This window comes from Pseudoalteromonas sp. NZS127_1 (assembly GCF_015864295.1).
Taxonomy (GTDB): domain Bacteria; phylum Pseudomonadota; class Gammaproteobacteria; order Enterobacterales; family Alteromonadaceae; genus Pseudoalteromonas; species Pseudoalteromonas arctica.
On record NZ_JADYXO010000005.1, the window covers coordinates 73,207 to 99,772 of the forward strand.

Sequence of the window (26,566 nt, forward strand, 5' to 3'; positions counted from 1 at the left end):
CTTTACTTTAAAGCACTAAAATAGCTCTATATCACTATGATGATTCGTATTGACCTTTGCGGCTTCCGCTTTAGTACGTAAATTGGATATAAGTTCATTGCGGCTTTCGGCAACTTGTTTAAGCTGATATTTGATAAAGGCTAAATCACTATTAGCCGATACAAATAACTGCATTGTTTGATCCAATTGAGATATATATAAAGTGAGATCCGCAGGATTTGCTTGTGTTTGTTGTAGCTTAATAGCGCAGTCAAGTTCATGTAGCTGCTCTATAAACTCTTTAGTACTTTTGTTTTGCTCTACATTTTGAGTAGTTAACTGCTTAACAATATCTTGAAGGGCTGTACTTATTTGAGCTGCCTGCTCATAACTGCTTTCGCTTCTTTCCATGGTAATAACCTTCTCGTTGGTTACTTCTAATATATGCGGGAACAGATCTTTGTAGCGCCCATACAAAGCATCGTTATCAACTGGCATATTTTTTATCAAAAGGGACACTTTGGGATAATTAATGATAGTGCTGCTACCAATATCAACAAATCGTTGAGCATTTCGATGTTGCTCAAGCAGCTCTTGTTCTAACGGGCAAACACCACTTTGCTGGCTGTAAAAAATACCTTTTCCTTGATACCAAAACACCACCACAACATCTAAATTTAAAGGAGCAAAAAAGGTAAAAAAGTATTCACTCAACGATTGAAAGTTATTAGCGTGATAACTTTGTCCAACGTAGCGCATTATACGCCCCATATCGCCTGACTCTGTCATTGCTATTTCAGCTGTTTTATTCGCTTTTACTATATCCAATTTTAGTTTTGCGCATTTTTGCCTATATTCGTAAAGTACCTTTATTCGCGCTATTAACTCTTCTGCATTAAAAGGTTTTGTAATGTAATCAGATGCGCCGACGCTATAACCTTTTACCCGATCGCTTAGCTCTATTTTAGATGAGAGAAACATAACGGGAATATCCTGAGTATTTTGACTTTGCTTTATTGTTTTACATACGTCATAACCTGACATACCTGGCATTTCAATATCGAGTAAAATAATATCTGGGTTGTATTTATTGGTTAGCCTTAATCCTTCATCGCCATCTTTTGCATGAATTATTTTACAAAACCCTGCTAAAGACTCTTCAATTATATGATGAACATACTTGTCGTCATCAATTGCCAATACCAACTTTGCCATGCCTTAGTCCATTTTATTAGGTGTGCTAAAAGCATAGTACGGTAGGATGAAATTACTAAAAATTATTAGATAATAATTTTAAAATAATAAAAAAGCGCCATATAGGCGCTTTAATTTGGTTTGTGCTAAATATTAATTTTTAAACAGCAATACCGCTATGGCGTAGTAACGCGTCGACATTTGGCTCACGACCACGGAACTTTTTAAATAATTCCATTGGCTCTTCGCTACCGCCTTTTTCTAAAATATTTTGCATGAAGGCTTGCCCTGTTTCAGCGTTAAAAATACCTTCTTCTTCAAATTTAGAAAATGCATCAGCAGAAAGTACTTCAGCCCATTTATACGAGTAGTAACCTGCACTATAACCACCGGCAAAAATATGGCTAAAACCATTTTGAAAACGGTTAAACTCAGGCGGTTTAACGATTGATGTGCGGCTACGTACATCGTTTAGTACTGCTTGAATTTGGCATTGCTCACCCACTTTGTAATCGTTATGGATTTTAAAATCAAATAACGAAAACTCAATTTGACGTAGCATTTGTACGCCTGAGTTATAGTTTTTAGCCGCTAGTAATTTATCAAGTAGCTCTTTAGGTAACGGCTCACCCGTTTCATAATGACCTGAAATAAAGCTCAGGGCTTCTTCGTCATAACACCAATTTTCTAAAAACTGACTAGGAAGCTCTACCGCATCCCACGCTACACCATTAATGCCAGCCACTGGCGCGGCATCAACTTGTGTAAGCATGTGGTGAATACCATGACCAAACTCATGAAATAAAGTAGTTACTTCGTCATGAGTAAACAGCGCCGGTTTATCGCCAACCGCCTTATTAAAGTTACACACTAAATAAGCCACTGGAGTTTGTAGTTCGCCGTTAGCGCGTACTTTACGACCCATACAGTCGTCCATCCACGCGCCGCCACGTTTGTGGTCGCGTGCATATAAATCGAGATAAAAACGTCCGCGTAGAGTATTGCTACTATCTACAATTTCAAAAAAGCGTACATCTTTGTGATAAGTATCAAAGTCAGTAACTTCTTTTACGCTAATACCAAATAAGCGATTAACGGTTTCGAATAAGCCGCTAAGCACTTTATTTGCTGGGAAGTAAGGACGTAGTACTTCGTCTGAAATTGCATACTTTTCTTGCTTAAGCTTTTCGCTGTAGTAACCAAAATCCCATGCTTCTAATTCAGAAATACCGTGTTTTTGCTCAGCATACGCTTTTAGCTCGGCCACTTCTTGCTCTGCTTGTGGTTTTGATTTAGCTGCTAGGTCTTCTAAAAATGAGAATACTTGTTCTGGTGTTTCGGCCATTTTAGTTGCCAGTGACTTTTCAGCGTAGCTGTTAAACCCTAGTAACTGTGCAAGTTCATGACGAAGCGCAAGCTCCTCACTCATAATGTCAGAGTTATCAAACTCACCGGCGTTAGGGCCTTGATCTGATGCGCGCGTAGAAAACGCGGTGTAAGTTTCTTTGCGTAATTCGCGGTTATCTGCGTAAGCCATTATTGGTAAATATGATGGAAAATCGAGTGTAAATAACCAACCCTCTAATTCTTTACTTTTTGCTGTATCAGCTGCAAGTGCAAGAGCCGATTCTGGCAAGCCTGCTAAATCACTCTCATCAGTAATATGCTTGTGCCAAGCAAGTGTGGCATCCATTACGTTGTTACCAAATTTTGAGGCAAGTTCTGATAAACGCGCGCTAATTTCGCCGTAGCGTTTTTGCTGCTCTGCCGCCAGAGCAATACCCGATAATTTAAAATCGCGTAGCGCATTAGTAATTGTTTTTTGTTGTGCTGTAGTCAGCGTTTTAAATTCGTCACTGTTATAAAGCGTATTATACGCGTTGTATAAACCTTGGTGCTGACCTACAAATGTTGAATATTCAGATATTAACGGTAAGCACTGCTCGTAAGCTTCGCGTAATTCGTCGTTATTCATTACTGAATTTAAATGCGATACAGGGGAGAACATGCGCGATAATTTATCATCGGCTTCTTCAAGGGGTAATACTAAGTCATCCCACGTATACGAGCCTTTAGCTAACACGTCATCAATGGCTTTACGACAAAGCTCGATACCGTCTTTTAGTGCTGGTACTACGTACTCCGGCTTTATTTTTGAAAATGGTGGTAAGCCTTCAAGGCCAATTAATGGGTTGCTCATAAATACTCTCTTTGCGTTAATGCATTACGTTTTAAATTGGGTCTAAAAGTAAAAAAACAACTCAGCCGCTTTTAAGTTGTTTAATTTTAATAAGGTTGCTCTAAAGCAAAACACAAATAACCCATTAATGAGTCGGCCACTTTATAACGTTCTAACACCGTATCAACTAGGTTATTACTGCATATTTGCTTTTGAGTAAGTGGGCTAATGGCTATAAAGTCTTTTCGTTTGAGCTCATCTATTAAGGGGTGCTCTTTTTCAAAACCTCTTGGCGGGCGTTTTAGCGATTCTCCTGACATTTCAAATATAGATTTAAATTGCTCATCATAAATTGCTTTTTTATAGCTATTTGGGTTTTCATCTATGCAGGTTCTAATTGCGTTAAGCGCCTTTGATTCTGGTCGCCAAATACCAGCTCCTACAAAACATTCGTCATTTGCTAAGTGAAAGTAAAAACCCGGGGCATGTACGTCTTTTCCCATAAAATGGCGAAATTGAATCCCTACATTAATTTTATACGGGGTTTTATCTTTACTAAAACGCGCGTCTTTATGGATTCTCATTAAACTACCGCCCACTTTTTTATCTGATGCGACAAAATGGCTAGAAACCTCAGCAAGTGGTGCTTGCATTTGCCTAATGAAATCTAAAGCGGGCTCTCTTACGTATTCCTCGTACTGTGATTTATGGTCGTTAAACCAGTCTCTATTATTGTTTTTATCAAGCTGAGCAAGAAATTCGAATGTTTTTTTACTAAACATAGGTCACCTAAACACTCTTTATTTTTAAAACTTAATGTTATGCTAATGCGCATAAAACTCAACGCCTAAGGACATAAAATGACACAACACTTTGATTATATTGCAATCGGTGGTGGCAGTGGTGGTATTGCCTCTGCAAATAGAGCGGCAATGCGTGGCGCTAAAGTAGCACTTATAGAAGCAAAACACATGGGCGGCACGTGTGTAAACGTGGGCTGTGTACCTAAAAAAGTAATGTGGCACGGTGCTCAGGTTGCTGAAGCAATTAATTTATATGCCCCAGATTACGGCTTTAATGTTGAAGTAAAAGGCTTTGATTGGAGCAAACTAGTAGAAAGCCGTGAAGCCTACATTGGCCGAATTCATAAAGGTTACGACAGTGGCCTTGCTAGCAATGGCGTTACTGTAATTAAAGGCTTTGCTAAATTTGTAGATAATAAAACAGTTGAAGTAAACGGCGAGCACTACACAGCCGATCATATATTAATTGCAGTAGGCGGCCGCCCAAGCATTCCGCATATTGAAGGTGCTGAACACGGTATCGATTCAAATGGTTTCTTTGAGCTAAAAGAGCAACCTAAACGCGTTGCAGTAATAGGCGCAGGCTACATAGCCGTTGAGCTTGCTGGTGTATTACATGGTTTAGGTACTGAGACACATTTATTTGTACGTAAGCATGCCCCACTTCGTAGTTTTGACCCATATATTGTAGATACGCTTGTTGAAGTAATGGCTGCCGAAGGTCCTACTTTACATACTCACTCTGTACCAAATAAATTGGTAAAAGAAGATGATGGCTCTGTAACACTGCATTTAGATAACGGCAAAACTCATAACGTTGATCAAGTTATTTGGGCCATTGGCCGCGAGCCAACAACCAATGCTATTAACGTTGCAGCAGCCGGCGTAGAAGTAAACAGCAGTGGTTTTGTAAAAGTTGATGAGTATCAAAATACCACAGCTAAAAATGTATACGCGGTTGGCGATATCATCGAAAATGGTATTGAACTTACACCGGTAGCAGTAAAAGCAGGCCGTACTTTATCTGAGCGTTTATTTAATAAAGAACTACCAGATGATTTAAAAATGGATTACAGCTTAGTCCCTACTGTTGTATTTAGTCATCCACCTATTGGTACTATTGGTTTGACTGAGCAAGAAGCTATTTCTCAGTACGGCGAAGAAAACGTTAAAATTTACCAATCTGGTTTTACGGCTATGTACACAGCGGTAACTAAACATCGCCAGCCTTGTAAAATGAAACTTGTATGTGCCGGCCCAGACGAAAAAGTAGTTGGCCTACATGGTATTGGTTTTGCGGTTGATGAAATGATTCAAGGTTTTGCCGTTGCCATGAAAATGGGCGCAACTAAAGCTGATTTTGATGCCGTTGTTGCGATTCACCCGACTGGCTCGGAAGAATTTGTAACGATGCGCTAAGCTCTAAGCTCTAAGCGCTCAATTATAAAAAGCCCTTACTAAGTAATTAGTAAGGGCTTTTTAATGCTTGTTATATTTTGCACAACAAACCACTTAAAACGTCACATTAAAAACATCCATTCAACATTAAATAAATATCTAAGCCATTATTTTAACAGCAAAAATTTTAGACCGATAAAAATATTAAAGTTTAAATTTTGTTTTGGCTTTAAGGCATTTTTACAATTAGAATCTCGCGCATTTATAGTTTCTCTTGGTTATTTATGTTTTTACTGCGATCTTTTATTTATTTATTATGCCTAGCGGGTGTTGCTCATTTAATTCAACTTGAAGGGTTTGAATTAAAACAGTATGCACTTTACAGTGAAGAAACTCTTACCGAACATATGCAAGATGTTTTAACTTCTTTAAGTTGTATTTTATTTTTTTATGCTTCGCGAATTAACTTTCAACTCAAAATACCAGCTGTATTACTAGCTGCGTTATCGGCAATGATGTTTGTGAGAGAGTTTGATACCTACCTCGACTTATACTTTTTTGATGGCGCTTGGCAAAGTATCGTCTATTCAATTTTAGCTGGCGTGTTTGTTTATTTAATAACAAACAAAGGAAGTATTTTTAACGCTTTAAAAGCCTATAGTTTCACTCCTAGTTATGGAATTTGCTTATCAGGCATGGTTACTTTACTCGCATTTTCGCGAATGATGGGCAAAGGCGCATTTTGGCATTCAGTAATGGGTGATGACTATGTACGTGCGGTAAAAAACATTGTTGAAGAAGGTATAGAAACGCTTGGCTATACTTTGATTTTTATTTCAGCCATTGAGCTTGTACTCATATGCCGAAAAAGAATGGCTAAAAATCACAAACATTGCACTGATGAAGTAACTCAATAGCGTTTCTCCATTTTTATTGGTTACTTTTTTTGCACTAAATTTGCTAATTGGTTTAATAAATCAATATACTGAGCCTGTTTTTATCAACTCGCGTTTAATTGGATATTATGACTAAAGATATATTGCTGCATCCGTTTCTTCTTTCAATTGTAATGATCACAATTGCATTTGTACTAAAAGTACTTGTTGATAAGCTGGCTAAAAATCGCGCAGAAAAAAAAGAAAAAGATATTCGTTACATCGCACACAATATTAAGCACTTTATTAATTTTGTAATGATGATATCGCTGCTATTTGTATGGTCTACTGAAATTCAAAACTTTGCACTTTCTATTGCTGCTTTTGCTGTGGCGATTGTACTTGCAACGCGTGAGTTTATTCAGTGTGTAATAGGCTTTTTTTACCTCGTAACAACTCGCCCGTTTAGAGTGGGTGATTGGATACAAGTAGGTGATTACTTTGGTGAAGTAGCTGAAACGGATTGGATAAAAACAACCATGCATGAAATTGATATACATACTTATCAATTTTCAAGAAAAACCATATATATTCCTAATAATAAGCTAATTACCAGCTCTATTAAAAACTTAAACTTTGTAAAACGCTTTGTTACACATCATTTTATTATTGTGCGCAGAGAGAGCTTTAACCCGTATCCTATTCACGACACATTGAATGAGCAAGCTAAACTGTACTGCGAAGAGTTTCAAGAAGTAGCAAGCCGTTATAATTCGATGATTGAGCGTAAACTTGATGCAAAAATATCTGGCCCAGAGCCGGTAATTCACTTTGGTACAACCGATTTAGGTGAATTTAAAGCAAGCTTTACCTTGTTTTGCCCAACAGAAAAAGCGCTTGAGATAGAGCACAAATTAACAGAGTGCTTTTTTGCGTTATGGTATAAAGAGGCTGAAAAAAATAAAGAGGACGAAGGAGAAGCCTAAACCTTGCCTACACAAAGTAAAAATACAAATCGTAGGTGCGAATTTATTTCGCGCTCTATTTCTAAGTCTGTATTTAAAAAGCGAGGTGTAAAACCTCACCTACCCAAAGTAAGAATGCAAATCGTAGGTGCGAATTTACTTCGCGCATAGAGCCCTGCTTAAAAGTAAAAAGCGAGGTGTAAAACCTCACCTACAATAAACATCAAGCACGTAGGTGCGAATTTACTTCGCGCTTGAGTAATACTTAAGCTGTACCACCGACTGTTAACCGATCAATTTTAAGGCTTGGTTGGCCTACGCCTACGGGTACGCTTTGACCATCTTTACCACAAACACCAACACCTTTATCAAGCGCTAAGTCGTTACCAACCATAGATATTTGCTGCATTACTTCTGGGCCGTTACCAATAAGCGTTGCGCCTTTAATTGGTTGGGTAATTTTACCATTTTCGATTAAATACGCTTCTGATGCGCTAAATACAAACTTACCTGAGGTTATATCAACTTGTCCGCCGCCAAAGTTAGGCGCGAATACCCCTTTTTTAACTGAGCTGATAATATCGGCTTGGCTGTGCTCTCCACCTAACATGTAGGTGTTAGTCATGCGAGGCATTGGTAAATGTGCATACGACTCACGGCGTGCGTTACCGGTAGGGCTTACACCCATTAAACGCGCGTTTAGCTTATCTTGCATATAGCCTTTTAAAATACCGTTTTCGATGAGTACGTTGTAAGCGGCTGGTGTGCCTTCGTCATCTACATTAAGTGAGCCACGGCGATCGGCCATTGTGCCATCATCGACAACTGTACACAGCTCAGATGCTACTTTTTGGCCCACTTTACCACTAAACGCAGACGCGCCTTTGCGGTTAAAGTCGCCTTCAAGTCCGTGCCCTACCGCTTCGTGTAAAAGCACGCCAGGCCAACCATTACCAAGTACAACTTCCATCGTGCCTGCAGGGGCATCAATAGCCTCAAGATTCACTTTAGCTTGGCGTACTGCTTCTTCGGCAAATTCCATCCAACGCGGTTTACCGTCAACAAGTTCTTTAAAGTAACCATAATCTAAACGTGCACCACCGCCTGCTCCACCGCGTTCACGGCGACCATTTTTTTCAAGCAGTACTGAGCAGTTTAAACGAATAAGCGGGCGAATATCGGTGGCAAACGTACCATCACTTGCTGCGATTAATACTTCTTCGTAAACCGCTGACATTGAACTAATTACTTGCTCTGCATCGGGTGCTAGCTCACGAATATAGTTTTCAAGTTCGCGTAATAAGCTCACCTTGTCGGTATCGCTCATACTCGAAATTGGCTGGTGCGGTGCAAACTGCTCTTTAGCTTTAACATCACTAAATACTTTAATCGCTCTATCTTCGCCGGCATCTGCAATACTACGTGCTGCTGTTGCCGCTTTATTTAGCGCTTCGAGGTTTATTGCATCAGAGTAAGAAAAACCTGTTTTTTCGCCGCTTACAGCACGTACACCAACGCCACGTTCAACGTTATAAGAGCCTTCTTTAACTAAGCCGTCTTCAAGCACCCATGATTCGTGGTGGCTTGATTGAAAATATAAATCGGCGTAATCCACTTTATGCTGATGTATGTAAGCGAGCGTTTTTTCGAGCTCTTCTCTATTTAGCTGGCTGTCGTGTAGTAAATGCTGTTCAACCGAATTCATAATAAATGCTCTCTAAATCGTTGATGAGACTGCACGGGCATATCTCGTCTAATTTTTTGTAACTGGTCTAAATCTGCGTTGCAGCTTATAAAACCGGTGCCTGTTGGCAATTCACTCAGGATACTTCCCCAAGGTGAAATAATAATACTGTGGCCATATGTTTGTCGGCCATTTTCATGTGTACCGTGTTGAGCCGCTGCAACTACATAACATTGTGTTTCTATGGCGCGCGCTGCTAATAATGGTTGCCAATGCGCTTGCCCTGTGACGACTGTAAATGCACTGGGTACTAAAATAATATCGGCGCCTTGGCGTACTAGTTCGTTAAATAAGCCACTAAAGCGCAGATCATAACATACTGTTAAGCCTATTTTACCAAAGGGAGAATCAACAACAACCACATCACTACCTGCCTGGGTAAAATCCGACTCTCGGTAGCTACCTGTTTTGTCATCTACGTTTACATCAAATAAATGTATTTTGTTATACGTTGCAACCAGCTCGCCTTGATTATTATATAAGTGCGACGCTGCATAATATTTATGTTCGTTAAATGGCTCAGGCATTGTGCCTGCATTTAACCAAATATTGTGCTCTTGGCATAATGTACTTAGCTGTTGTTTATAGCGCTCAATACGCTTTGCGACTTCTAAAGTATCGTTACCACTTTTACTAAACACTAAAAAAGCCTCAGGCAAACAAACAAGTAATGGCCTTGTTGCTGGAAGAGTTTTAAGTGCGCGCTTTAAGCTTGCTATATTGTCATCAGGGTTTACTCCTGAACACATTTGCAGGGCAACTATTGTGGGTGTGCTTAGTATTTCAGTTTTGTTCATTGCGTTACTGTTACTTGTGCATCTTTAAGTTTTAAATCGACTGATGCTTGTGGCTGATTTTGCGCAGCTTGAGGTAGCGTAACTTCACGGCTTTTTCTATCGAGTTCTTGAACAATAGGATCGTTCATTTTACCCGTCACTTTAAAATTGATCTCTGAGATCACTCTTGCAGAATGAATCACTTTATCAATTGCTAAGGCAGCAAGCCCTGTTACTGGGTTTACCATCCATGCAACTATTACAGGAATACTCGAGGTTACCTGCGGCGCAACAGCAAGGTCATAATCTATATCTAGCGTGTTTAAATTTGCATAGCCTTTAATGGTTAAATCGGCGGGTACGCCGTCCATTTTGGTATCTTTAGTGTAAGCGATACCGTTTTCTAACTGCATAGAGCCTTGCATGCTGTTATAAAAAAAGCCTTTTGAAAATACGTCTCTAAAATCAAGTTTGAGCTTGCGTACTAATGAATCAAGACTCAGTAACGAAAATACGCGAGCACCGCCATCGCTAACTTCAGTTAAATGACCTTCTCCTAAATCCCAATCAACCTCACCGCTTAAGGTTTTCACATCAAAATTGTAAGGGGCTGCTTGCCAAGTAAGATCATAATTTAGATCGGCTTTTGAATCTTTAATCGCAGAGGTTATATCAAACTCGCCAAATAGTGCGCCTATATCATCACTTTTAAGCTCGCCACTTAACGTTGTTAAGCCATTTTTCCATTGCCCTTTAGTGCGCAGTACATGATTACCTTTATCGACCACAAGTTGTGATATTGATAAACGCTCGCCATCACCCAATAGCGACGCACTCACTTTATCAAGTTGGTAGCGATCTATTTTGCAATCACTACATTCAAACTCAATAGCAGGTATTTTAGTAAGCCAGTTCAAGTCTTCTTCAGGAAGTACATCTGTTATTTCAAGTGCTTGCTCGGTTTTTTTTGCAAAGTTGAGCCTTAGATAATCGGCATTTATTCGTATGGGCTGGCTCGGCTGTGATGTAGGGATAAAAACCCCTGCTCTAAGCTCTTTAGCATTTAACTTTAGGTATAGATCGTCTTTTGATGGCGCTAAACGCATTTCAAAATCATTAAAAATGATGTTACTCGCATCAAGCATACCTATACTTGCAACCACCTCATTAAGCGGTGGCATAATCCCTTTTGATTCTTTATCTGGATTTGCTTTACCAGCTTTAATTATTTGATCAATTAGATCAAACCAAGGCACTAATTCACTCTGTTCAAGGTTTATATTTACGCTTAAGTCTTTTTGGTTTAATCCTAAATCTTGTTTTCCGAGCACAAAGTGAACATTACTAAACTGTGATTTTCCATTTTCTAAAATAGCATTAAAATAAAATTGCTGGTTGGCGTTTGCGGTAATTAAGTTAGATATTTTATCACCTTGTACTACTGCATCAAGCGCCCACACTTGTTCGCTATTTTTATTATAAGGTGCGGGTAAGTTACTCGTTAAGCCAAGTAACTCAGAGGTAACTTGGGCGCGGTAATTAAAACCTTGTTCTTCAAAATTAAGTACCAAGCCAATATCAACATCACTCTGGCCGCTTAAATAATTTTTTAATATACCTTGCCCACTATCTATTAGTGTATCGGCGTCAATTTTGGCGTTTATATCTATGTTTGCTTGGTAATTTTTTGCATCACTTTTACTGCTGTAATTAATATTTAGCGGCATACCCAACCATTTCGCAGTCGCATTTTTAAGCGTGATATTGTCGTTTTTAAAATTAAGCTCACCAGTTAAGTTTTTAAGCTCAATACCTGGCGTTGCTATAAATACAGGTAAATCATTTAAATTAACTTTGCCACTAACACTGGCTCCGCCTTTAAATTTTGAGCCTACTAAAAGCTCAATACTGGCATCGGCTTCGCCTTTGCCCTGCACAACTTTAAAAATTTCAGCAAGAGGTTTGGCAATAGGGGTGGCTGCAAAAAAGTCATGTAACTTTTCCATTTGTGCTTTTTTATCAATTTGCACAATAAGTTCATCAGCATGCATTAAATCTGCAATGCTTACCTGTACACTATTACCAATATCTAAATTAACCAACTTACCTTGCTGGCTATAAATATCCATACGCTCATTAGCAAAATGTAGTTGCACATTGGCATTAGTTACCACAGGCCACTCGGGATCAAACTGATACGTTGCGTTATCTATTTGCGCCAATACATCAAACTGGCCACTGCTATCGGTGAATGGAAAACCTGAAAGCGGCCCTGCAAATAGCACTTGTGCTTTAGATATTTCGCCCCCTTTAATAGCACCATTTAGGTAATTCACTAAATCTGGACTCATTGCTTTTAGTGGAAAGTAATGACCTGCAATTTTTGCATCTGCAGCGAATGCTTCAGCATAAAGATCTAAACGGGGATCGTCAGTGAGGCTAATTTGTAATTCTGCAGCAACAGTAATTTCGTTATTATCAAACCAAATATTATCACTACTTATATGCCAGCCGTCGTCTCGCTTAGCTAAATCTAGCTCTACATTTAATTGATTATAATTTATGTCGTTACTAAAGCTTTCGCCTGTGATCAATGTACCATTTTCACCAAATAAATTTATTCGCCCATTACTTTGAGTAAGTAAACCATCTACTCTAAGCCCTTGTGCTGCAGGCACCGAGTTTAGTTCTTGCCAGCCAATATTGTCGGCCTCAAACCATAATTGCCATTGATCTATATTAGAGAAATTTAAATAAGCGTGATCTATTTGCCCACTAGGGTGACGCTCTAAAAAGGGTTCAAGTGCATTAAAATTACTGAGTCCCATTAGGTTACTGAGTAATTCAAAATCGACTTGATGAAGCCACACTTTATTTTGCGGCCCTAACTGAGCTTCAAATTCTAAACTTGGCCATATTTTGTCGTTACTATTAAATGTTAAACCGGTACTTTTTAAGTGCCAGCTATTTTGATCTGGATATAGGTGAAAGCCACCTTCACTCAAACTAACTTGCTGACTTTGATTCTCTCGCTGCCAGCGCACAAAGCTTGGCAACCATTGCATTTTTATATCACTTACAAGGCCTTTATCTAGCTTTAACCATGCTTGTAAATTAATGTCGCTATGCAGTTGTTGTTTTTCGGTATTAATATATTGTGCAAACCAGTTAGATACATCGACCTTATTTGCTTGCACATAAATGTCGCCCGCAACTTGCTCTAAGGTATCGCCAGTGAGTGCTATGCGCGCATCAAAATCACCGACCGAAATACCCGGCAATGCTAAGCTACCACTGCCAAGATGCTGCTCATCGTCATTTTGCCAAACAATATTTTTAAGGAGTAACTTACGTTCTTTACCGTCTTCTAAAATAAAGTTAATACTAGAGTTTTCTATTGCAAAGTGACCTGTTTTACCTAAAAACAATTCTTCTATTAACTCTTTTTGTTCAAAAGAGACTTCGTCGTTATCACCGGTTTTAAACAAGTTGGTAATATTTACACTGGTATGAAAACCATTAATAACAAAATAATTGGATTTAAATTGCAGTGCTTTTAAGCTTTCCCATAAGTTTAGCTCTAAGCTAGTTTTGGCAATGGTGAGTGATATTGGCGCAGTTTCGTTATCTTTAAACGATAAATTCTCTAGTACTAATGCAGGACCACTACCCTGCCAACTTGCTGATATTTCACCTATAGATAAGCTTATTTGAAACTTTTCGTGTAAATAGCTTTCTATATTACCTTTGTATTCGTTTGCATACGGGAGGGTATATTTTAAAATTGAAACAATAACGGCCAGTAATACCAAAATTATGGCGCAGGTCTGCCATAACTTTCTAAAACAAAAAAAACAGACCGTTTTTGCTTTCATTACATCATTACCACATCAAACTGTTCTTGGCTGTATAAGCTCTCCGTTTGAATATTGACTTGCTTACCAATAAATAGTTCAAGCTCGGCAAGGTTATGATACTCGTCGTTTAGTAAGGCTTCACTTACAGCTGGCGCTGCATATACCATAAACTTATCGGCAGCGTATGCTCGATTAACGCGTACTATTTCACGCAGTATTTCGTAGCACACTGTTTCAACTGTTTTTTGCGATCCACGACCAGAACACGCAGGGCATACATCACATAAAATATGCTCTAAGCTTTCGCGGGTACGTTTACGCGTCATTTCAACAAGTCCAAGTGCTGAAAGCCCATTAATATTCGTTTTAGTGCGATCTTTAGCGAGTGCTGACTCAAGAGAATGCAATACGCGGCGCTTGTGATCCTCACTTACCATATCGATAAAGTCGATAATGATAATACCGCCTAAGTTGCGCAGCCTAAGCTGGCGAGCAATTGCAGAGGTTGCCTCTACGTTGGTATTAAAAATGGTTTCTTCTAAGTTACGATGTCCTACAAATGCACCGGTATTAACATCAACAGTCGTCATTGCTTCAGTTTGGTCAATAATTATATAACCGCCCGATTTTAAGGTAACTTTGCGATGCAGTGCTTTTTGAATTTCGTTTTCAACGTCAAACAAATCAAATATAGGTCGCTCACCAGGATAGTACTCAAGTACTTGGGAAAGCTGCGGGACAAACTCTTCTGTAAATAACTTTAGTTCTTCATAGCTAAGTTTAGAGTCAACGCGAATTCGCTCCATGTCTTCACCTACGTAGTCACGTAGGGTTCTAAAGGCAAGCGTTAAATCTTCGTGTAGGATACTGGCTTTACTGGTTTTTTTGCGACGTGATGTTATTTTTTCCCATAGTTTTCTTAAAAAACCGGCATCGTGTCGTAATTCAGCTTCGCTAGCGCCTTCTGCAGCAGTACGTACAATAAAGCTGCCATTTTCGTCGCCATATTCTGCGACTATTTTTTTAAGGCGTGAGCGTTCTTCTTCAGTTTCAATACGCTGACTAACCCCGACATGGGTCGCATCTGGCATAAATACTAAATAGCGAGAAGGTATCGTTATATCAGTGGTGAGTCTTGCGCCTTTAGTGCCTAGCGGATCTTTTACCACTTGCACCATAATGTATTGGCCTTGACGAACTAACTCTCTAATATCTTGTACTTTTTTTATTGGTACGTCGTCTACGCCTTCAACAATAGAGGCACTATTTACAATATCGGATGCATGCAAAAATGCGGCTTTTTCTAGGCCGATATCAACAAAAGCAGCCTGCATACCCGGAAGTACACGGCTTATTTTTCCTAGATAAATATTGCCTACAATACCTAGATTACCAATTCGCTCTAGCTGTATTTCTTGTAGTACACCGTTTTCTATTAGGGCAACACGGCTTTCGCTCGGTGTGACATTGATCAGTAATTCTGTACTCATGTTACCTTCTTAAGAATGTTTTTAATAATTGTTCGGTTTCATATAAAGGTAAGCCTACAACGGAGAAATAGCTACCCGCAATATGAGTTACAAAGCGACCACCTAAACCTTGGATACCATATCCGCCGGCTTTATCTTGTGGCTCACCCGTCTCCCAGTAGGCATTAATTTCTTCATCTGTTAAGGTTTTAAAAGTAACGTCAGTGCTTACAACGCAGCTAATTACATCATTTTGCGTCGCAAATGCTACAGCGGTAAGTACTTGATGTGTGTTACCTGACAGGCGTTTTAATGTATTTGTAAAATCGTTTTTATCGCGTGGTTTACCCAGTGATTCGTTATCGATAACAACCACTGTATCACTACCAAGTACAGGGCGATCTGTATACCCAAGCTCTACACCACTTTGAGCTTTTAAGCGCGCTAAACGCTCAACAAGTGCTCTAGGTTGTTCATTTGGAAGTGCACTTTCATCTGCATCAACACTAAATTGTGTAAATTCGACACCTAATTGGCTTAATAACTCTTTACGACGGGGAGAGGCTGATGCCAAATATACTGCGGTAGTCATTACCTGATCCTAAAATGTCTGCGATATTTACGAAGTAATAAAAAGACCCAAAACCAACTAACCATTCCGGTTGCTACTGGCCATAAGTACTGTGGATTAAAGTAAACACCTAGCAAAAAGTGATTTAGCCAAAACTGCATTAAATGATAAAGCGTTAAAAACAAACCAATTAATAAGCTTTGCTGCCAAAGCGAAAAGTTACGAATTTTTTGAAAATTACTCGCAGTTACAAATATACATATTGAAAATGTAAGCGAGTTCACACCTAGCGGTGAGCCAGATGCTAAATCTATTAATAAGCCAACAACCCAAGCCGTACCAATATTTAATCGATGAGGTACTGCAAGTGACCAATACATAAGTACAAGTAAAACCCAGTCAGGCCTAAATGGTTCAAACGAAAATGGCAGTGGCATTAATGCCATTATTAACGCAAAAAAGATGCTTAGCGCAATTAACAATGAATAACGGTTAATCATCGCTGATTTGCTCCTGTTTATTACGCCATAAAATAACTAGCAAACGAATGCGATCTAATTGCGCAATAGGCTCTGCAAAAACTTGTGCAAATGGACGACCTTCATCACGGTTTATTTCGGTTACTACAGCTACCGGATATCCCTCAGGGAATGTGCCACCTAAACCTGATGTAACAAGTACATCACCAATGCGTACATCTAAGCTGTGAGGTACATGCGAGAGCTTAACTACGTTAATTTTACCTATGCCTTCAACAACGGTTCGTACATCGTTACGAAGTATACGCACAGGTGTAGCATGCGTGGTGTCGGTCATGAGTAATACGCGTGACGTTGTTGAGCCTACTTTAGTTAATTGCCCTACTACACCCATTTCATCAATTACGGCTTGGCTTTCACTAAGCCCGTCAGTGGTACCGCGGTTTATAACAACTTGATGGCTATACGGGTTTGAGTGCACAGAAAGTACCTGAGCAATAATTTTACGATTTGATTGCTTTGCCGATGAGCCTAATAAGGCGCGTAGTTTTTGGTTTTCTCTAGCTAAAAATTGATACTGCTGCAATTGCTCGCTTTGTAGCATTTGCTTTTTTTTCAGCGCTTCGTTTTCGGTAAGAAGTTGATCCCGCGTATGCAGGCTTTTAGCACTTAAGCTAAATAATTCGTAGGGTAAATTAGCAACATAAATTAGTGGGCTAACTAAGGTATTAAGGCTGGTACGAACAACGGTACCACCTTGCGTATATCTGTCTCCAACTATGAGTACGATACTCAAAAGCACTGCGACAAAAAGTCGCAGTTGCAAAGAGACTGTGCGTCCAAACATTAATTTCATTAATCGTAACTAAAAACGTCACCACCATGAACATCGATCATTTCCAGTGCTTTACCGCCGCCACGTGCAACACACGTAAGTGGATCATCAGCAACAACAACCGGAATACCCGTTTCTTCCATTAATAAGCGGTCTAAATCTTTTAGTAGCGCACCACCGCCAGTAAGTACCATACCGTGCGCAGAAATATCTGATGCCAGCTCTGGTGGTGATTGCTCAAGTGCAACCATTACTGCGCTCACAATACCCATTAACGGCTCTTGTAGCGCTTCTAGGATTTCATGTGAGTTAAGTGTGAATGAACGCGGAACACCTTCTGCAAGATTACGACCGCGCACTTCAATTTCGATTGGCTCATCGGTTTTAAACGCAGAGCCAATTTGATGCTTGATGTTTTCGGCTGTTGCTTCACCAATTAAGCTACCAAAGTTACGGCGTACATAATTAATGATAGCTTCGTCAAACTTATCACCACCAATACGAACTGATGATGAGTAAACAACGCCGTTAAGTGAAATAATAGCAACTTCAGTTGTACCACCACCAATATCAACAACCATAGAACCGGTTGCTTCTGATACGGGTAAGCCTGCACCAATAGCGGCTGCCATTGGCTCTTCAATTAAGTAAACTTCACGAGCACCAGCACCCATTGCAGATTCACGTATTGCACGTTTTTCTACCTGAGTAGCACCACACGGTACACAAATAAGTACACGCGGACTTGGGCGCATAAAGTTATTGTTGTGCACTTGCTTAATGAAGTGTTGTAACATTTTTTCTGTTACAAAAAAGTCAGCAATAACACCGTCTTTCATTGGACGAATCGCTTTTATATTACCCGGTGTACGGCCTAACATAAGCTTTGCTTCTGTACCTACAGACGCAACACTTTTAGGCCCACCAGCACGCTCTTGGCGGATAGCAACAACAGAAGGTTCATTTAATACAATGCCTTCGTCTTTTACATAAATTAGGGTATTGGCTGTACCCAAGTCGATCGATAGATCGTTAGAAAAAATACCACGGAGTTTTTTAAACATGAGGCTGGATGACCTTTGAAATACGTTCTTATATTAGCTGCCTCACTTTAACATGCTCAACTATATGAGCAATATAAAGCGCAGCGCCTTTGTGAATTTGTGAAAAAAGGAAGCAAAGCTTCCTTAATTAAGTTTTATCGTTCGCGAACTAATCGAAAACCAATGTAGTTAGATCTAAAATCAGGCGCTAAAATTAAACGCGTAGATGCGCGAGCAAGGCTTGGTGCAAAGTTCCACGCTCCGCCTCTTACTGCTACATCAGACTCACCTGATTCTTTATCGGTCCATTCCCATACATTGCCTACGGTATCGTATAATCCAAATGCATTTGGAGAAAAAGAACCTACTGGCGAGGCACGTCTGTTTGACCACTCACTACCACACCAACCACAGTTAGCTAGGTTTTTACCAATTTCGTTACCCCAAGGGTATTCTGTTTCGGTTCCAGCGCGTGCTGCGTATTCCCATTCAACTTCGTTCGGTAAACGAAATTGCTGCCCTGTTTGACCCGATAACCACTCAGCATAAGCTTTTGCGTCGTTATAAGTTAAACATACCGCAGGAAAGTCACTGCCTTGCTCAAAACCAGGATTACGCCAATTTAAATTTGCTTCCCATACTGGTTCGCCATTTAAATAATACGCACACCCTTTATTTTTTTCCGCTTGGGTTTTATAACCTGTATTTGCTACAAACTTTTCGTAGGCACCTACGGTTACTTCTTTGCTTTGCATAGCAAAAGAGTTTGCTATTACTTTTTCAATAACTGGGCGCTCATTGGCTAAACCATTGCCATTAATATCGCCCATTTTAAATTTGCCTGCAGGAATAACCACAACTGGGGTTTCTACGTTTGCATTTAATACATTAACGTTTTCACTCACTTTGCGTGCTGTTACTTCTGGTTGCTCTCGAGTATAGGTCGGTGCAGCAATCGACTTAGGCTTTTTTACTAAATTTGCATTAATTGTTTGTGCTTTGTTTAAATCAACACGAGCTTGGTAAGGTTTATAACCTAACTTACGTATTTCAACGTTGTGAACACCACGCGGTAAACGCGTTATTAAGCGTGTAGAACCAAAGCTAACACCATCAATAAACACTTCATCGTCATAAACATTAGATCGTAGTGTTAATTCTACAGACTGATCCTGCTTTTTATTGGCAATAGAAGAGTAGTCTCTTTTTACCGGTGCCGACTTAATTGAATAATCACGTACTGGTTGCTCATTTAAACGAGAAACCGATACTGTGTTGGCATTATCCTTGGTATTACTGAATGTTAACTGACTATCAGTAAATGTTGTGCCATAAGCGGGTTGATAAGCAGCGGTAAGCGGAGTGCCGTACTCAGAACAATAGCGGTTATCTATACTTAATAAGCTACATAAACGACTGCTGTTAACTTCGCCGCGCATGGTTACACTTAAGTTAACGTTGTAGTTACCCTGGCCACTAAATGCACTGTTAACCACGTGGCTACTTAATATTTGTACTTGAGCGCCCGCCAAATTACGCTTTGGTTCAACAATGCGTTCTTCTGTTAAGTTTGCAAATATTTGATCAACAAAGCGTTTAGTCGCTTTTTGTAGACCCATTTGTTGACCGCGTTGCTCACACGCTGCTAGCGTTTCTGTACGCTTACAGTTAATAGTGTGATTAACCTCAAGTGTGCCTTCACGTGTAAACTCGTTACGTAAACGCTCTACTCGGGCTGTTGTTAACTGCTCTTTTAAACTTTCTAACGTATTTAAAAGCGCATGTTTAGCAACACGAATTTGCTCTATGTCTTTACGGTGGGATGCAATTGCCGCCAACTGCATAGAAATATCATCTTTATTTTGCTTATGATCAATCACCGCTTTTTGATAGCGTGATTGAGCCGCACTAATATTAATAGTGGGATCGTCAATTAAACGACGGTACATTTCGTTCATCGCATCGAGCGCTTGGTTTTTTTCTTTATCTAGCTCAGTAGAACGAGAACGAAGTAGCTCTAGTTGATTTTGTAACTGACTTTCTTCTTTAAGATGTTTTTCAAGTATTCTTGTCGAGTTATCGTATTCTGTTTGTTTAACACTAATCTCTGAGTCAATTCCAGTTACTGTAGCTGTGTCTTGTGCAAATGCACTACTAGCTAACAAACTAGCTGAAATTAACAGAGATAAAGGAGTAATTCGCATATATTCCAGTCCCAAAAAGCGGCAATTATTTGGTCGTTATTATTTTTTATAATTAAAGCCTTATGCTATGTACTTGCAGCACAAAACACAAGCTTTGTTCAATTATTATATTAGTTTACAACTATTCGCGTGTTTCACGCCAGTAAATAACCCGATCATTTCCTCTAAAGCGTCCAAATTGTAAAATAGTACGAGGATCAAGCTGTGTTCCATCGCCCTGCCAATCCCACTTTAACCAATCATAAGTATTATATTCTAAGGTAAATTCACCCAAACCATTTGGCTGTGCATAAATACCGTTATCTGGCGGATATACTCCCGCTTCTAGCTGGCCAGATACACCAGTCCCATATTTATAGGTTAATTGTGGGCTGCTAGGTGATATTTGAGTAATTTGGGTATGATCAAATACACTACAGTTATCTTCAGCGTTATTTACAAATCCACTGCCGTTGTAATACTGAGCCTGCATAGGAATAAGTAAAGGGTCGAGATCGGAGCCTGCGTTATTGCCAAGGACTAAACGTCCAAACCTAAACTCTATTGGCAATGCATTTAGTCGTACGCTATTACAACCACCCGAGCATGCTGTTTGTGTATTAGGTTTATCATTTGCATCAATTAGTGTTGCCCCTTCTATGTTAGAAAGCGTTGCCATCAAACTGACCATGGCAAATGGCCCATCTGGTTGCCCTACACCTAATCTTTTAAGTGTGGTATTTATTTGGCTCATTTGCCATTGGCCGTCACTTATCTCTCCCCAGTTATTATTTCCTAGGTTTACTAAGCGGCTAGCAAAATTAGTTGCGGGTACATAGTTAGCTATTTCATTATTTTCGGCATTGATGGCTACACTGGACTTATCAAAGCCCTCTTTATAATTGGCCATTAGCTCACCATTTTGATTTTGTGCTTGTACTGTAAAGCCAAGTTCAAAAGGCTGATCAAGATAAGTTAAATTACTGCCGTATTGCGTGCATTGCGCGGCGGCTTGAACCCCCACTACCTGAAACTGCGAAGGTGCAAAACGACCAACGTTATATAGCTCACCTTTTACGTCTCCCACACCAAAATAATCGGCATCTTGAAGGCCTGCTGTTAAATCAATGATGCCAACTTGGTCGTAATTATATTGCGATACGGATTCACTCAAACTACCTGTGTCATTAAAGGCAACAGTGCTCATCGCTTCAAGCGTACCTTGAATGCCTGGCGTAGGCGCTTTAAGTAATGCCTCTACAAGTGGTTGCTCTGTCATAAAATGCTTGGCAATGATGTTATTTGTAATATTGCTGTAGTTGTCTGGGAAGCCATCGTTGTTAGTGTCTTGCCCTGTTTGCCACTGCACCGCATTCATTTTTAAATCGAATGCTTCGCCAGTTAACCTAAATAAGCTCCCATTAGCGTTTGCTGCATAACCATCACTTGCAACTTCCATCGCTAATCCGAATGGCTTTACAACATATTCATTTGAACTACCTGTTAGATTTACTGACAGGTTAGTAATTGGATCTAAAATTAAGTTGGTTTTTACATTTAAACTCAACTTTCCTGCATCGGGATAATTTATAACAATCGGGGCTTTAGACTCACTATCAAAGTTTAGCGTGAACGATTTAGCTGCTTGCTCGACCGCAAAGGTATTATTGTTGTTACTAAGTGAAACCGTATCAGAACAACTTGCACCAGCACTGCATGTATACGATAAATCTAAGCTTACATCACCACCGGCGGGAAATGCGGCTTCGCATACGCCCGTAGTGGTATTTGTTTTTACCGCTTGAATAGATAGCGCTTTTGCATTAAATCCAGTATTTGAAGGCTTTGCTGATAACTGAGTAGGAATTGTAGTATTTCCATCTGTATCATTATTAAAAATAAATCCAGCATCAGAAAACGTAACTTTGCAGCCACTCAAACCAACATTATTACCACCGATATAACAACGAAGAGGTGCAGAAGGATCCGCAGTGTTATATCCAAATGTAACACTGCCTGTGGTGCGTTTAGCAAATTCGACAACCGCTGATCCTGTAAAATTAATATTCTCCCCCGTAACCCAACTTTGCTGACCACTATTATCTGGAGAAAGGTTTAAACTAGAGGGTTCCGCAAATAATAAATCGCAGGCATCATTAGCGCAGGCTGTTAGTGTCATTTCTTTAGCTTCACACGTTAGACCTTTGTTATCGCTTATTGTTAAACGATAATGATCCAGTGTTTCTGGTGTATAAATACCACAAAAACCAGGGATACTTTCGGGTACTGGTAGAGCGTCAAACGTTGAGCTCCCTTCGGTAATAATTTGAGTAGCCGATGTAATTGATCCCTGATACGTTACATTTTGAGCGATTCTTACCTCACCAGTTGCAACAATATAGCCCGCAATATTTGCATCGGCTGCAATAGCAACCGCACCATCCACATAAATAGCCAAGTACGCGCCAGTTTCTACTACTATATTTGTTTTACCTATATTCAAAAATGAAGTTGATAGAAGTGAGGTTGTGTCTTTTAAAAAAATACGTGTAGGCGCTGTTACTCTGTACTCAGTTTCCAGCATACTTAACTGCAACTCATCGTAATAATAGTCGCCAGCTAAAGAAGTAGGTACGGGCCCTGTTGAGCTACCATCATTTGTAACCGTTGGCACCTGCGCCGCTTGATTAGGTTCTAAAGAGTTATAACCACCAGCAACACACGCCTGACCATTACATAAAGGAGGACTCGTCAGCGCTGTAGAAATTAAATTCGTGGTTGTGACAAACTGCGCATTGCCATCTGTTATTTCTACCCCCTGAACCAACTGTACCTCTCCATTATTATAAGTAGAAATAGCGCCCGGGAATAACGTATCACAATCTAAAATATCACCATTAAATACAAAGGTACTGGTCATGGCGAGTATTGATGCTTCCTCGTTTACGTGACGGCGCTCGTTATCGCCATCACGATCTTCGTCAACAACAAGCCCTAACCTGTCGGTCCTTAGGTTACAGCTGCGTAGCCACCCGCCATCATCTTCTTGGCGTGAGTTTTTACTTGCTACAACTAACGGAGCCACACTAAAATTATTAGTAAAACTAAAGTAATTACAGCCATTGCTCCAGCCGTCAATTTCAAAGCCTGTGAAAAAAGTTTCCCAGGACACTTCAAGTCCATTATCGTCTGTAAATACGCGGTTACTTCCAGGCTCTACGGCCATATAGGCAACAGTTTCGGTTTTTATAAGCCCAAGTGCTGTTTCAGATGCTTCTAAAGCAATATTAACGCCGCTAGCAGATAAAGAATTACTTTCTACTGCAACGGTCAAAAAAGGCACTAATGCTTGAGTAGGTGGATTACTATCTATGCTGTTGAGCGTTTGTAATGAATGGAAAAAGTTCGGCCTTTGTGAAAATGGCTCAGCAAAGATTAACTGTTTATAACCTTTTGGCGTAAATGGGGAGAAGCCTGACTTAGGACCATACTGTAGCTCTAATAATAAATCGGTACTTCCTACTTCCATGATTGTTCCATCAGGAAACTCATGTACGCCATATTCAACAGCCAAATAATGAGCTCCCATCGTAACGTGCTCACCATCCTCACCCGAAGGCTCAAGAGGTAGTGCCTCAAAGCTGGTTGTGGTTATATTACGTATTCTTATTATTGCGGGGTTTCCGCCTTGGTTTGTTGAGAGCATAAAAACAGCAGGAGGTGTTATGTATTGCTGTTGAAAATTTATTTTTGTCCAAATAGGTGATGTGTATGTGTCTTGCAGCTCAATATAGCGCCCTTCAATTTTAGGCGGTACCGCGTTTGCGTAATTACAAAGCAACACGCAGCTAAAAAATATAATGACTAATGCATTTTTCATCATGGTAAAGTTTTAGCCTCCACACTGAGCGTTCTTTGTGTTTGCCAATAATCTTTTCTGCAGCTACTCCCTGCAGGGCAATCAATTGCGGCGCACGTTGCACTGCTTTGTAGATAATATATATTCACAAGTCCATTCGCCGTACTGCTATCGGGTAAGCCTATATATTCGCTACAATTCACTTCGACCTTACAGTTAGCTAAATATGCAGCTTGGAAGGTTAAATCAGTAGTAACTGATGTACAGCTTTGAACTGAGCTATTTATTGGAAATAGTTGCGTTAAACCACTTTCTAGGCCGCTTTGTGCTGCCATAAAAGCGCGAGCCCCATAGTACTCAATTGTATTTTGTTGAGATGCACCAGAAAGCACTTTAACTAATGCTAATCCTAGTGCTAATAAAGCAACAATAATTACCAAAGAAACAATTATTAAGTTCCCTTTTTGTTTACTGACTAAGGCTTTTCCGTGAGGATTTTTTTTAAGGTACATTAGGAATATGTACCTCATGATTAAAGTTCATTACTTCAGTATCGTTAAATTGCATTTGCGCATTCACATTAAGCACAGCGTTTCTTTGTAAGGAGAGCGCATCAAGAGTAAAAAATAAATCGCTCGCTAAATTATTGGCAATGTAAATACCTAATAAATCACGTTTAACACCACTGCTTATTTGTAAGCTCACGGCATCTAATTGATTAATAGTAAAACCGTAATTGGTATATCTATATAAATACTGCCCTTCAACGCAAAAACTTACCGGTTCTGAAAGTAAATAAAGGCGTTTACTCGGCGACTCTTGGGCAAATGCTTTACTAAATTGCCACTCATCAATTTCGCTCGCTGAACTATTAAATGCTGATACTTGCAAGCGCTTACTATTATTTTCATCATATATATCAGCACTGCTTAATGGGTAAATAGTTGCCCAATCTCCAGCTTGCGGCTGCGTTAAATTATTAAGTTCAAAATCAACAGCGCTAACATTAAAAGGCGCTACGGTAGGTAGGTAATTTGTATAGTGAGTCGCTGATAAAAACGGCGTAAATTCTAAGCACTGCTGAGCACTACATGCTCCGCTAGTGCTGTTATCGCAAGAGAGCCTTAATGAGTTTGGCGTAGCGTGGCGAAGCTCTTTACTAAGTCGCGTTATTAAAAAGCGGGCCTGAGCTACTGCTTCTTGGCGTTCAATACCTTGTGAGTAAATGCTGACCCCAGCACCAATAAACGAAAATGCACTTACGGCTAAAACACCAATAATAACCATGACAAGTAATAGCTCTATAAGGGTAAATGCATTTTGGTATTTAGCTCTTTGCATTAGTAATTCCCTTTATATGCACTAAATCCGTAAACTTCGCCTAAGGGTGATGTTACTTCAATAGTAATACGCTTAAAGGTTGTGCCATCGTTGATGGTCAATTCGTTAAAGTCGCTATCGTACTGGACTGTAATAACTAAGTTAAAGTCACTGTATTCGCTTAACACCTCACCTAAGCTATTAGTAATAGGTTGGTTAGAAAGTACAATATAGTCATCTACATCGTTATAACTAGTTCGAGATTCTGAGTCGGTGCCTAAATCGCCTGCTGCTGTACAGGGCTCTGCACCCAAAGTTGTTTCGCCGCAACGCCTAAAAGGAGCGCTTCTATCGCTGTGCTCATCAAACGATTTACTTTGAATTTCGTTCATTAGTGATTGACCAAATTCAGAGGCTCTTAAAGCAATAATTGGCTCTGCACTTTTTTTTGCTTGCGGGGCAATGAGCGCGGTAATAATGCTTAATGCAATAGCAAACATGACTATGCCAATAATAAGCTCAATTAAAGTGAAACCTTTTACTTTAAGGGCACGCATATATAAGCCCTTCACCACTTATGCATACGCCAGCTAATCCAACGTCTATTCGACACTGCGTAGTACAAGTTTGATTTGATTTACCTAAAGGATCAAAACTAATTTGGGTAAAAATATTCGCGTTACTATCTAAAGCGCTAAATGTTATGTCACTTCTTTGCGTGTTTATTTGTACCACTAAATGAACGGTGTTGTTGGTATCTGCGCCACCGATACATGTATCAGGTGTGGGGGGAGCAATAAGTGTGGAGGTTATATAAAGCGTATGGCAACTTGTTGTCGCTGTATTTTGCATTGCACGTAACTGCACTGTTCTCAGTGCATTTAAAGTACGGTCTCGATATGAGTATGCATCTTCTGTTGAGCTGCCCAGAAATTTGGGAACTGCCGTTACCGACAGTATTCCCAATATCACTAGAGTAATAATTAACTCAATGAGTGTGAAGCCACGCAATCGTTGCTTACTACTGCTTATCATTT

Annotated in this window: 20 protein-coding genes; 3 read left to right on the forward strand and 17 right to left on the reverse strand. The window is 39.8% G+C overall.

The genetic code is table 11. From position 1 onward, the window contains the following. Positions 1-15: 15 nt before the first annotated feature. From I6F50_RS06725 to I6F50_RS06735, 3 genes are all read right to left on the reverse strand, one after another. Positions 16-1,194: a response regulator transcription factor gene (locus tag I6F50_RS06725; protein ID WP_197175750.1), complete on the reverse strand. Its 1,179-nt coding sequence runs from the start codon at positions 1,192-1,194 to the stop codon at positions 16-18. 139 nt (positions 1,195-1,333) lie between these two features. Beyond that, positions 1,334-3,373: an oligopeptidase A gene (gene prlC, locus I6F50_RS06730; RefSeq protein ID WP_197175752.1), complete on the reverse strand. Its 2,040-nt coding sequence runs from the start codon at positions 3,371-3,373 to the stop codon at positions 1,334-1,336. A gap of 86 nt (positions 3,374-3,459) precedes the next feature. After that, complete coding sequence (locus I6F50_RS06735; RefSeq protein WP_024607404.1) at positions 3,460-4,134, reverse strand: DUF2461 domain-containing protein; 675 nt, start codon at positions 4,132-4,134, stop codon at positions 3,460-3,462. Positions 4,135-4,212: 78 nt separating this feature from the next. On the opposite strand from I6F50_RS06735, the gene gorA reads away from it, so the two are divergent. The 3 genes from gorA (at position 4,213) to I6F50_RS06750 (ending at position 7,414) form a co-directional block, all read left to right on the forward strand. Beyond that, positions 4,213-5,574: a glutathione-disulfide reductase gene (gene gorA, locus I6F50_RS06740; RefSeq protein WP_024589851.1), complete on the forward strand. Its 1,362-nt coding sequence runs from the start codon at positions 4,213-4,215 to the stop codon at positions 5,572-5,574. Between the two features lie 263 nt (positions 5,575-5,837). After that, on the forward strand, positions 5,838-6,470 hold the full coding sequence (locus tag I6F50_RS06745) for a hypothetical protein (RefSeq protein WP_197175754.1): 633 nt from the start codon (positions 5,838-5,840) through the stop codon (positions 6,468-6,470). 107 nt (positions 6,471-6,577) lie between these two features. Next, entirely contained in the window at positions 6,578-7,414 is an 837-nt protein-coding gene (locus tag I6F50_RS06750) for a mechanosensitive ion channel family protein (RefSeq protein ID WP_197175756.1), read from the forward strand. A 244-nt stretch (positions 7,415-7,658) separates the two neighbouring features. On the opposite strand, the gene tldD is transcribed toward I6F50_RS06750, so the two are convergent. From tldD to I6F50_RS06820, 14 genes are all read right to left on the reverse strand, one after another. Further along, positions 7,659-9,098, reverse strand: a complete 1,440-nt coding sequence (gene tldD / locus I6F50_RS06755; protein ID WP_101163214.1) for a metalloprotease TldD — start codon at positions 9,096-9,098, stop codon at positions 7,659-7,661. Next, complete coding sequence (locus I6F50_RS06760) at positions 9,095-9,934, reverse strand: carbon-nitrogen hydrolase family protein (protein ID WP_197175758.1); 840 nt, start codon at positions 9,932-9,934, stop codon at positions 9,095-9,097. Before I6F50_RS06760 ends, tldD begins: the two co-directional genes overlap by 4 nt. After that, positions 9,931-13,788, reverse strand: a complete 3,858-nt coding sequence (locus I6F50_RS06765) for a YhdP family protein (protein WP_197175760.1) — start codon at positions 13,786-13,788, stop codon at positions 9,931-9,933. The genes I6F50_RS06760 and I6F50_RS06765 overlap by 4 nt, the downstream gene beginning before the upstream one ends. Then, positions 13,788-15,260 carry a ribonuclease G gene (gene rng / locus I6F50_RS06770; RefSeq protein WP_197175762.1) on the reverse strand — a complete coding sequence of 491 codons (1,473 nt, stop codon included), beginning with the start codon at positions 15,258-15,260 and terminating at the stop codon, positions 13,788-13,790. Before rng ends, I6F50_RS06765 begins: the two co-directional genes overlap by 1 nt. 1 nt (position 15,261) lies before the next feature. After that, entirely contained in the window at positions 15,262-15,831 is a 570-nt protein-coding gene (locus tag I6F50_RS06775; RefSeq protein WP_197175764.1) for a nucleoside triphosphate pyrophosphatase, read from the reverse strand. Beyond that, the gene (gene mreD / locus I6F50_RS06780) at positions 15,831-16,310 is read right to left on the reverse strand and encodes a rod shape-determining protein MreD (RefSeq protein ID WP_007586341.1); all 480 of its coding nucleotides are present in this window, start codon (positions 16,308-16,310) and stop codon (positions 15,831-15,833) included. Before mreD ends, I6F50_RS06775 begins: the two co-directional genes overlap by 1 nt. Further along, positions 16,303-17,145, reverse strand: coding sequence for a rod shape-determining protein MreC (gene mreC / locus I6F50_RS06785; protein WP_197175766.1), 843 nt, complete (start codon positions 17,143-17,145; stop codon positions 16,303-16,305). The genes mreD and mreC overlap by 8 nt, the downstream gene beginning before the upstream one ends. Then, on the reverse strand, positions 17,145-18,188 hold the full coding sequence (locus tag I6F50_RS06790; RefSeq protein WP_007586338.1) for a rod shape-determining protein: 1,044 nt from the start codon (positions 18,186-18,188) through the stop codon (positions 17,145-17,147). The genes mreC and I6F50_RS06790 overlap by 1 nt, the downstream gene beginning before the upstream one ends. A 134-nt stretch (positions 18,189-18,322) precedes the next feature. Next, a complete protein-coding gene (locus tag I6F50_RS06795) occupies positions 18,323-20,371 on the reverse strand; it encodes a formylglycine-generating enzyme family protein (protein ID WP_197175776.1) in 2,049 nt (682 codons plus the stop codon). Between the two features lie 121 nt (positions 20,372-20,492). After that, the gene (locus I6F50_RS06800) at positions 20,493-24,233 is read right to left on the reverse strand and encodes an H-type lectin domain-containing protein (RefSeq protein WP_197175778.1); all 3,741 of its coding nucleotides are present in this window, start codon (positions 24,231-24,233) and stop codon (positions 20,493-20,495) included. Next, positions 24,230-24,721, reverse strand: coding sequence for an agglutinin biogenesis protein MshP (locus I6F50_RS06805; RefSeq protein ID WP_197175780.1), 492 nt, complete (start codon positions 24,719-24,721; stop codon positions 24,230-24,232). Before I6F50_RS06805 ends, I6F50_RS06800 begins: the two co-directional genes overlap by 4 nt. Continuing rightward, entirely contained in the window at positions 24,711-25,550 is an 840-nt protein-coding gene (locus tag I6F50_RS06810; RefSeq protein ID WP_165728128.1) for a type II secretion system protein J, read from the reverse strand. The genes I6F50_RS06805 and I6F50_RS06810 overlap by 11 nt, the downstream gene beginning before the upstream one ends. Continuing rightward, positions 25,550-26,086, reverse strand: coding sequence for a type II secretion system protein (locus I6F50_RS06815; RefSeq protein ID WP_165728127.1), 537 nt, complete (start codon positions 26,084-26,086; stop codon positions 25,550-25,552). The genes I6F50_RS06810 and I6F50_RS06815 overlap by 1 nt, the downstream gene beginning before the upstream one ends. Continuing rightward, the gene (locus I6F50_RS06820) at positions 26,073-26,564 is read right to left on the reverse strand and encodes a type II secretion system protein (RefSeq protein WP_197119278.1); all 492 of its coding nucleotides are present in this window, start codon (positions 26,562-26,564) and stop codon (positions 26,073-26,075) included. Before I6F50_RS06820 ends, I6F50_RS06815 begins: the two co-directional genes overlap by 14 nt. Positions 26,565-26,566 lie beyond the last annotated feature (2 nt).

Excerpts from the sequence above, each read along its gene's own strand:
- I6F50_RS06725 (WP_197175750.1), bottom strand. The coding sequence starts at position 1,194 with ATGGCAAAGTTGGTATTGGCAATTGATGACGACAAGTATGTTCATCAT.
- prlC (WP_197175752.1), bottom strand. The coding sequence starts at position 3,373 with ATGAGCAACCCATTAATTGGCCTTGAAGGCTTACCACCATTTTCAAAA.
- I6F50_RS06735 (WP_024607404.1), bottom strand. The coding sequence starts at position 4,134 with ATGTTTAGTAAAAAAACATTCGAATTTCTTGCTCAGCTTGATAAAAAC.
- gorA (WP_024589851.1), top strand. The coding sequence starts at position 4,213 with ATGACACAACACTTTGATTATATTGCAATCGGTGGTGGCAGTGGTGGT.
- I6F50_RS06745 (WP_197175754.1), top strand. The coding sequence starts at position 5,838 with ATGTTTTTACTGCGATCTTTTATTTATTTATTATGCCTAGCGGGTGTT.
- I6F50_RS06750 (WP_197175756.1), top strand. The coding sequence starts at position 6,578 with ATGACTAAAGATATATTGCTGCATCCGTTTCTTCTTTCAATTGTAATG.
- tldD (WP_101163214.1), bottom strand. The coding sequence starts at position 9,098 with ATGAATTCGGTTGAACAGCATTTACTACACGACAGCCAGCTAAATAGA.
- I6F50_RS06760 (WP_197175758.1), bottom strand. The coding sequence starts at position 9,934 with ATGAACAAAACTGAAATACTAAGCACACCCACAATAGTTGCCCTGCAA.
- I6F50_RS06765 (WP_197175760.1), bottom strand. The coding sequence starts at position 13,788 with ATGAAAGCAAAAACGGTCTGTTTTTTTTGTTTTAGAAAGTTATGGCAG.
- rng (WP_197175762.1), bottom strand. The coding sequence starts at position 15,260 with ATGAGTACAGAATTACTGATCAATGTCACACCGAGCGAAAGCCGTGTT.
- I6F50_RS06775 (WP_197175764.1), bottom strand. The coding sequence starts at position 15,831 with ATGACTACCGCAGTATATTTGGCATCAGCCTCTCCCCGTCGTAAAGAG.
- mreD (WP_007586341.1), bottom strand. The coding sequence starts at position 16,310 with ATGATTAACCGTTATTCATTGTTAATTGCGCTAAGCATCTTTTTTGCG.
- mreC (WP_197175766.1), bottom strand. The coding sequence starts at position 17,145 with ATGAAATTAATGTTTGGACGCACAGTCTCTTTGCAACTGCGACTTTTT.
- I6F50_RS06790 (WP_007586338.1), bottom strand. The coding sequence starts at position 18,188 with ATGTTTAAAAAACTCCGTGGTATTTTTTCTAACGATCTATCGATCGAC.
- I6F50_RS06795 (WP_197175776.1), bottom strand. The coding sequence starts at position 20,371 with ATGCGAATTACTCCTTTATCTCTGTTAATTTCAGCTAGTTTGTTAGCT.
- I6F50_RS06800 (WP_197175778.1), bottom strand. The coding sequence starts at position 24,233 with ATGATGAAAAATGCATTAGTCATTATATTTTTTAGCTGCGTGTTGCTT.
- I6F50_RS06805 (WP_197175780.1), bottom strand. The coding sequence starts at position 24,721 with ATGTACCTTAAAAAAAATCCTCACGGAAAAGCCTTAGTCAGTAAACAA.
- I6F50_RS06810 (WP_165728128.1), bottom strand. The coding sequence starts at position 25,550 with ATGCAAAGAGCTAAATACCAAAATGCATTTACCCTTATAGAGCTATTA.
- I6F50_RS06815 (WP_165728127.1), bottom strand. The coding sequence starts at position 26,086 with ATGCGTGCCCTTAAAGTAAAAGGTTTCACTTTAATTGAGCTTATTATT.
- I6F50_RS06820 (WP_197119278.1), bottom strand. The coding sequence starts at position 26,564 with ATGATAAGCAGTAGTAAGCAACGATTGCGTGGCTTCACACTCATTGAG.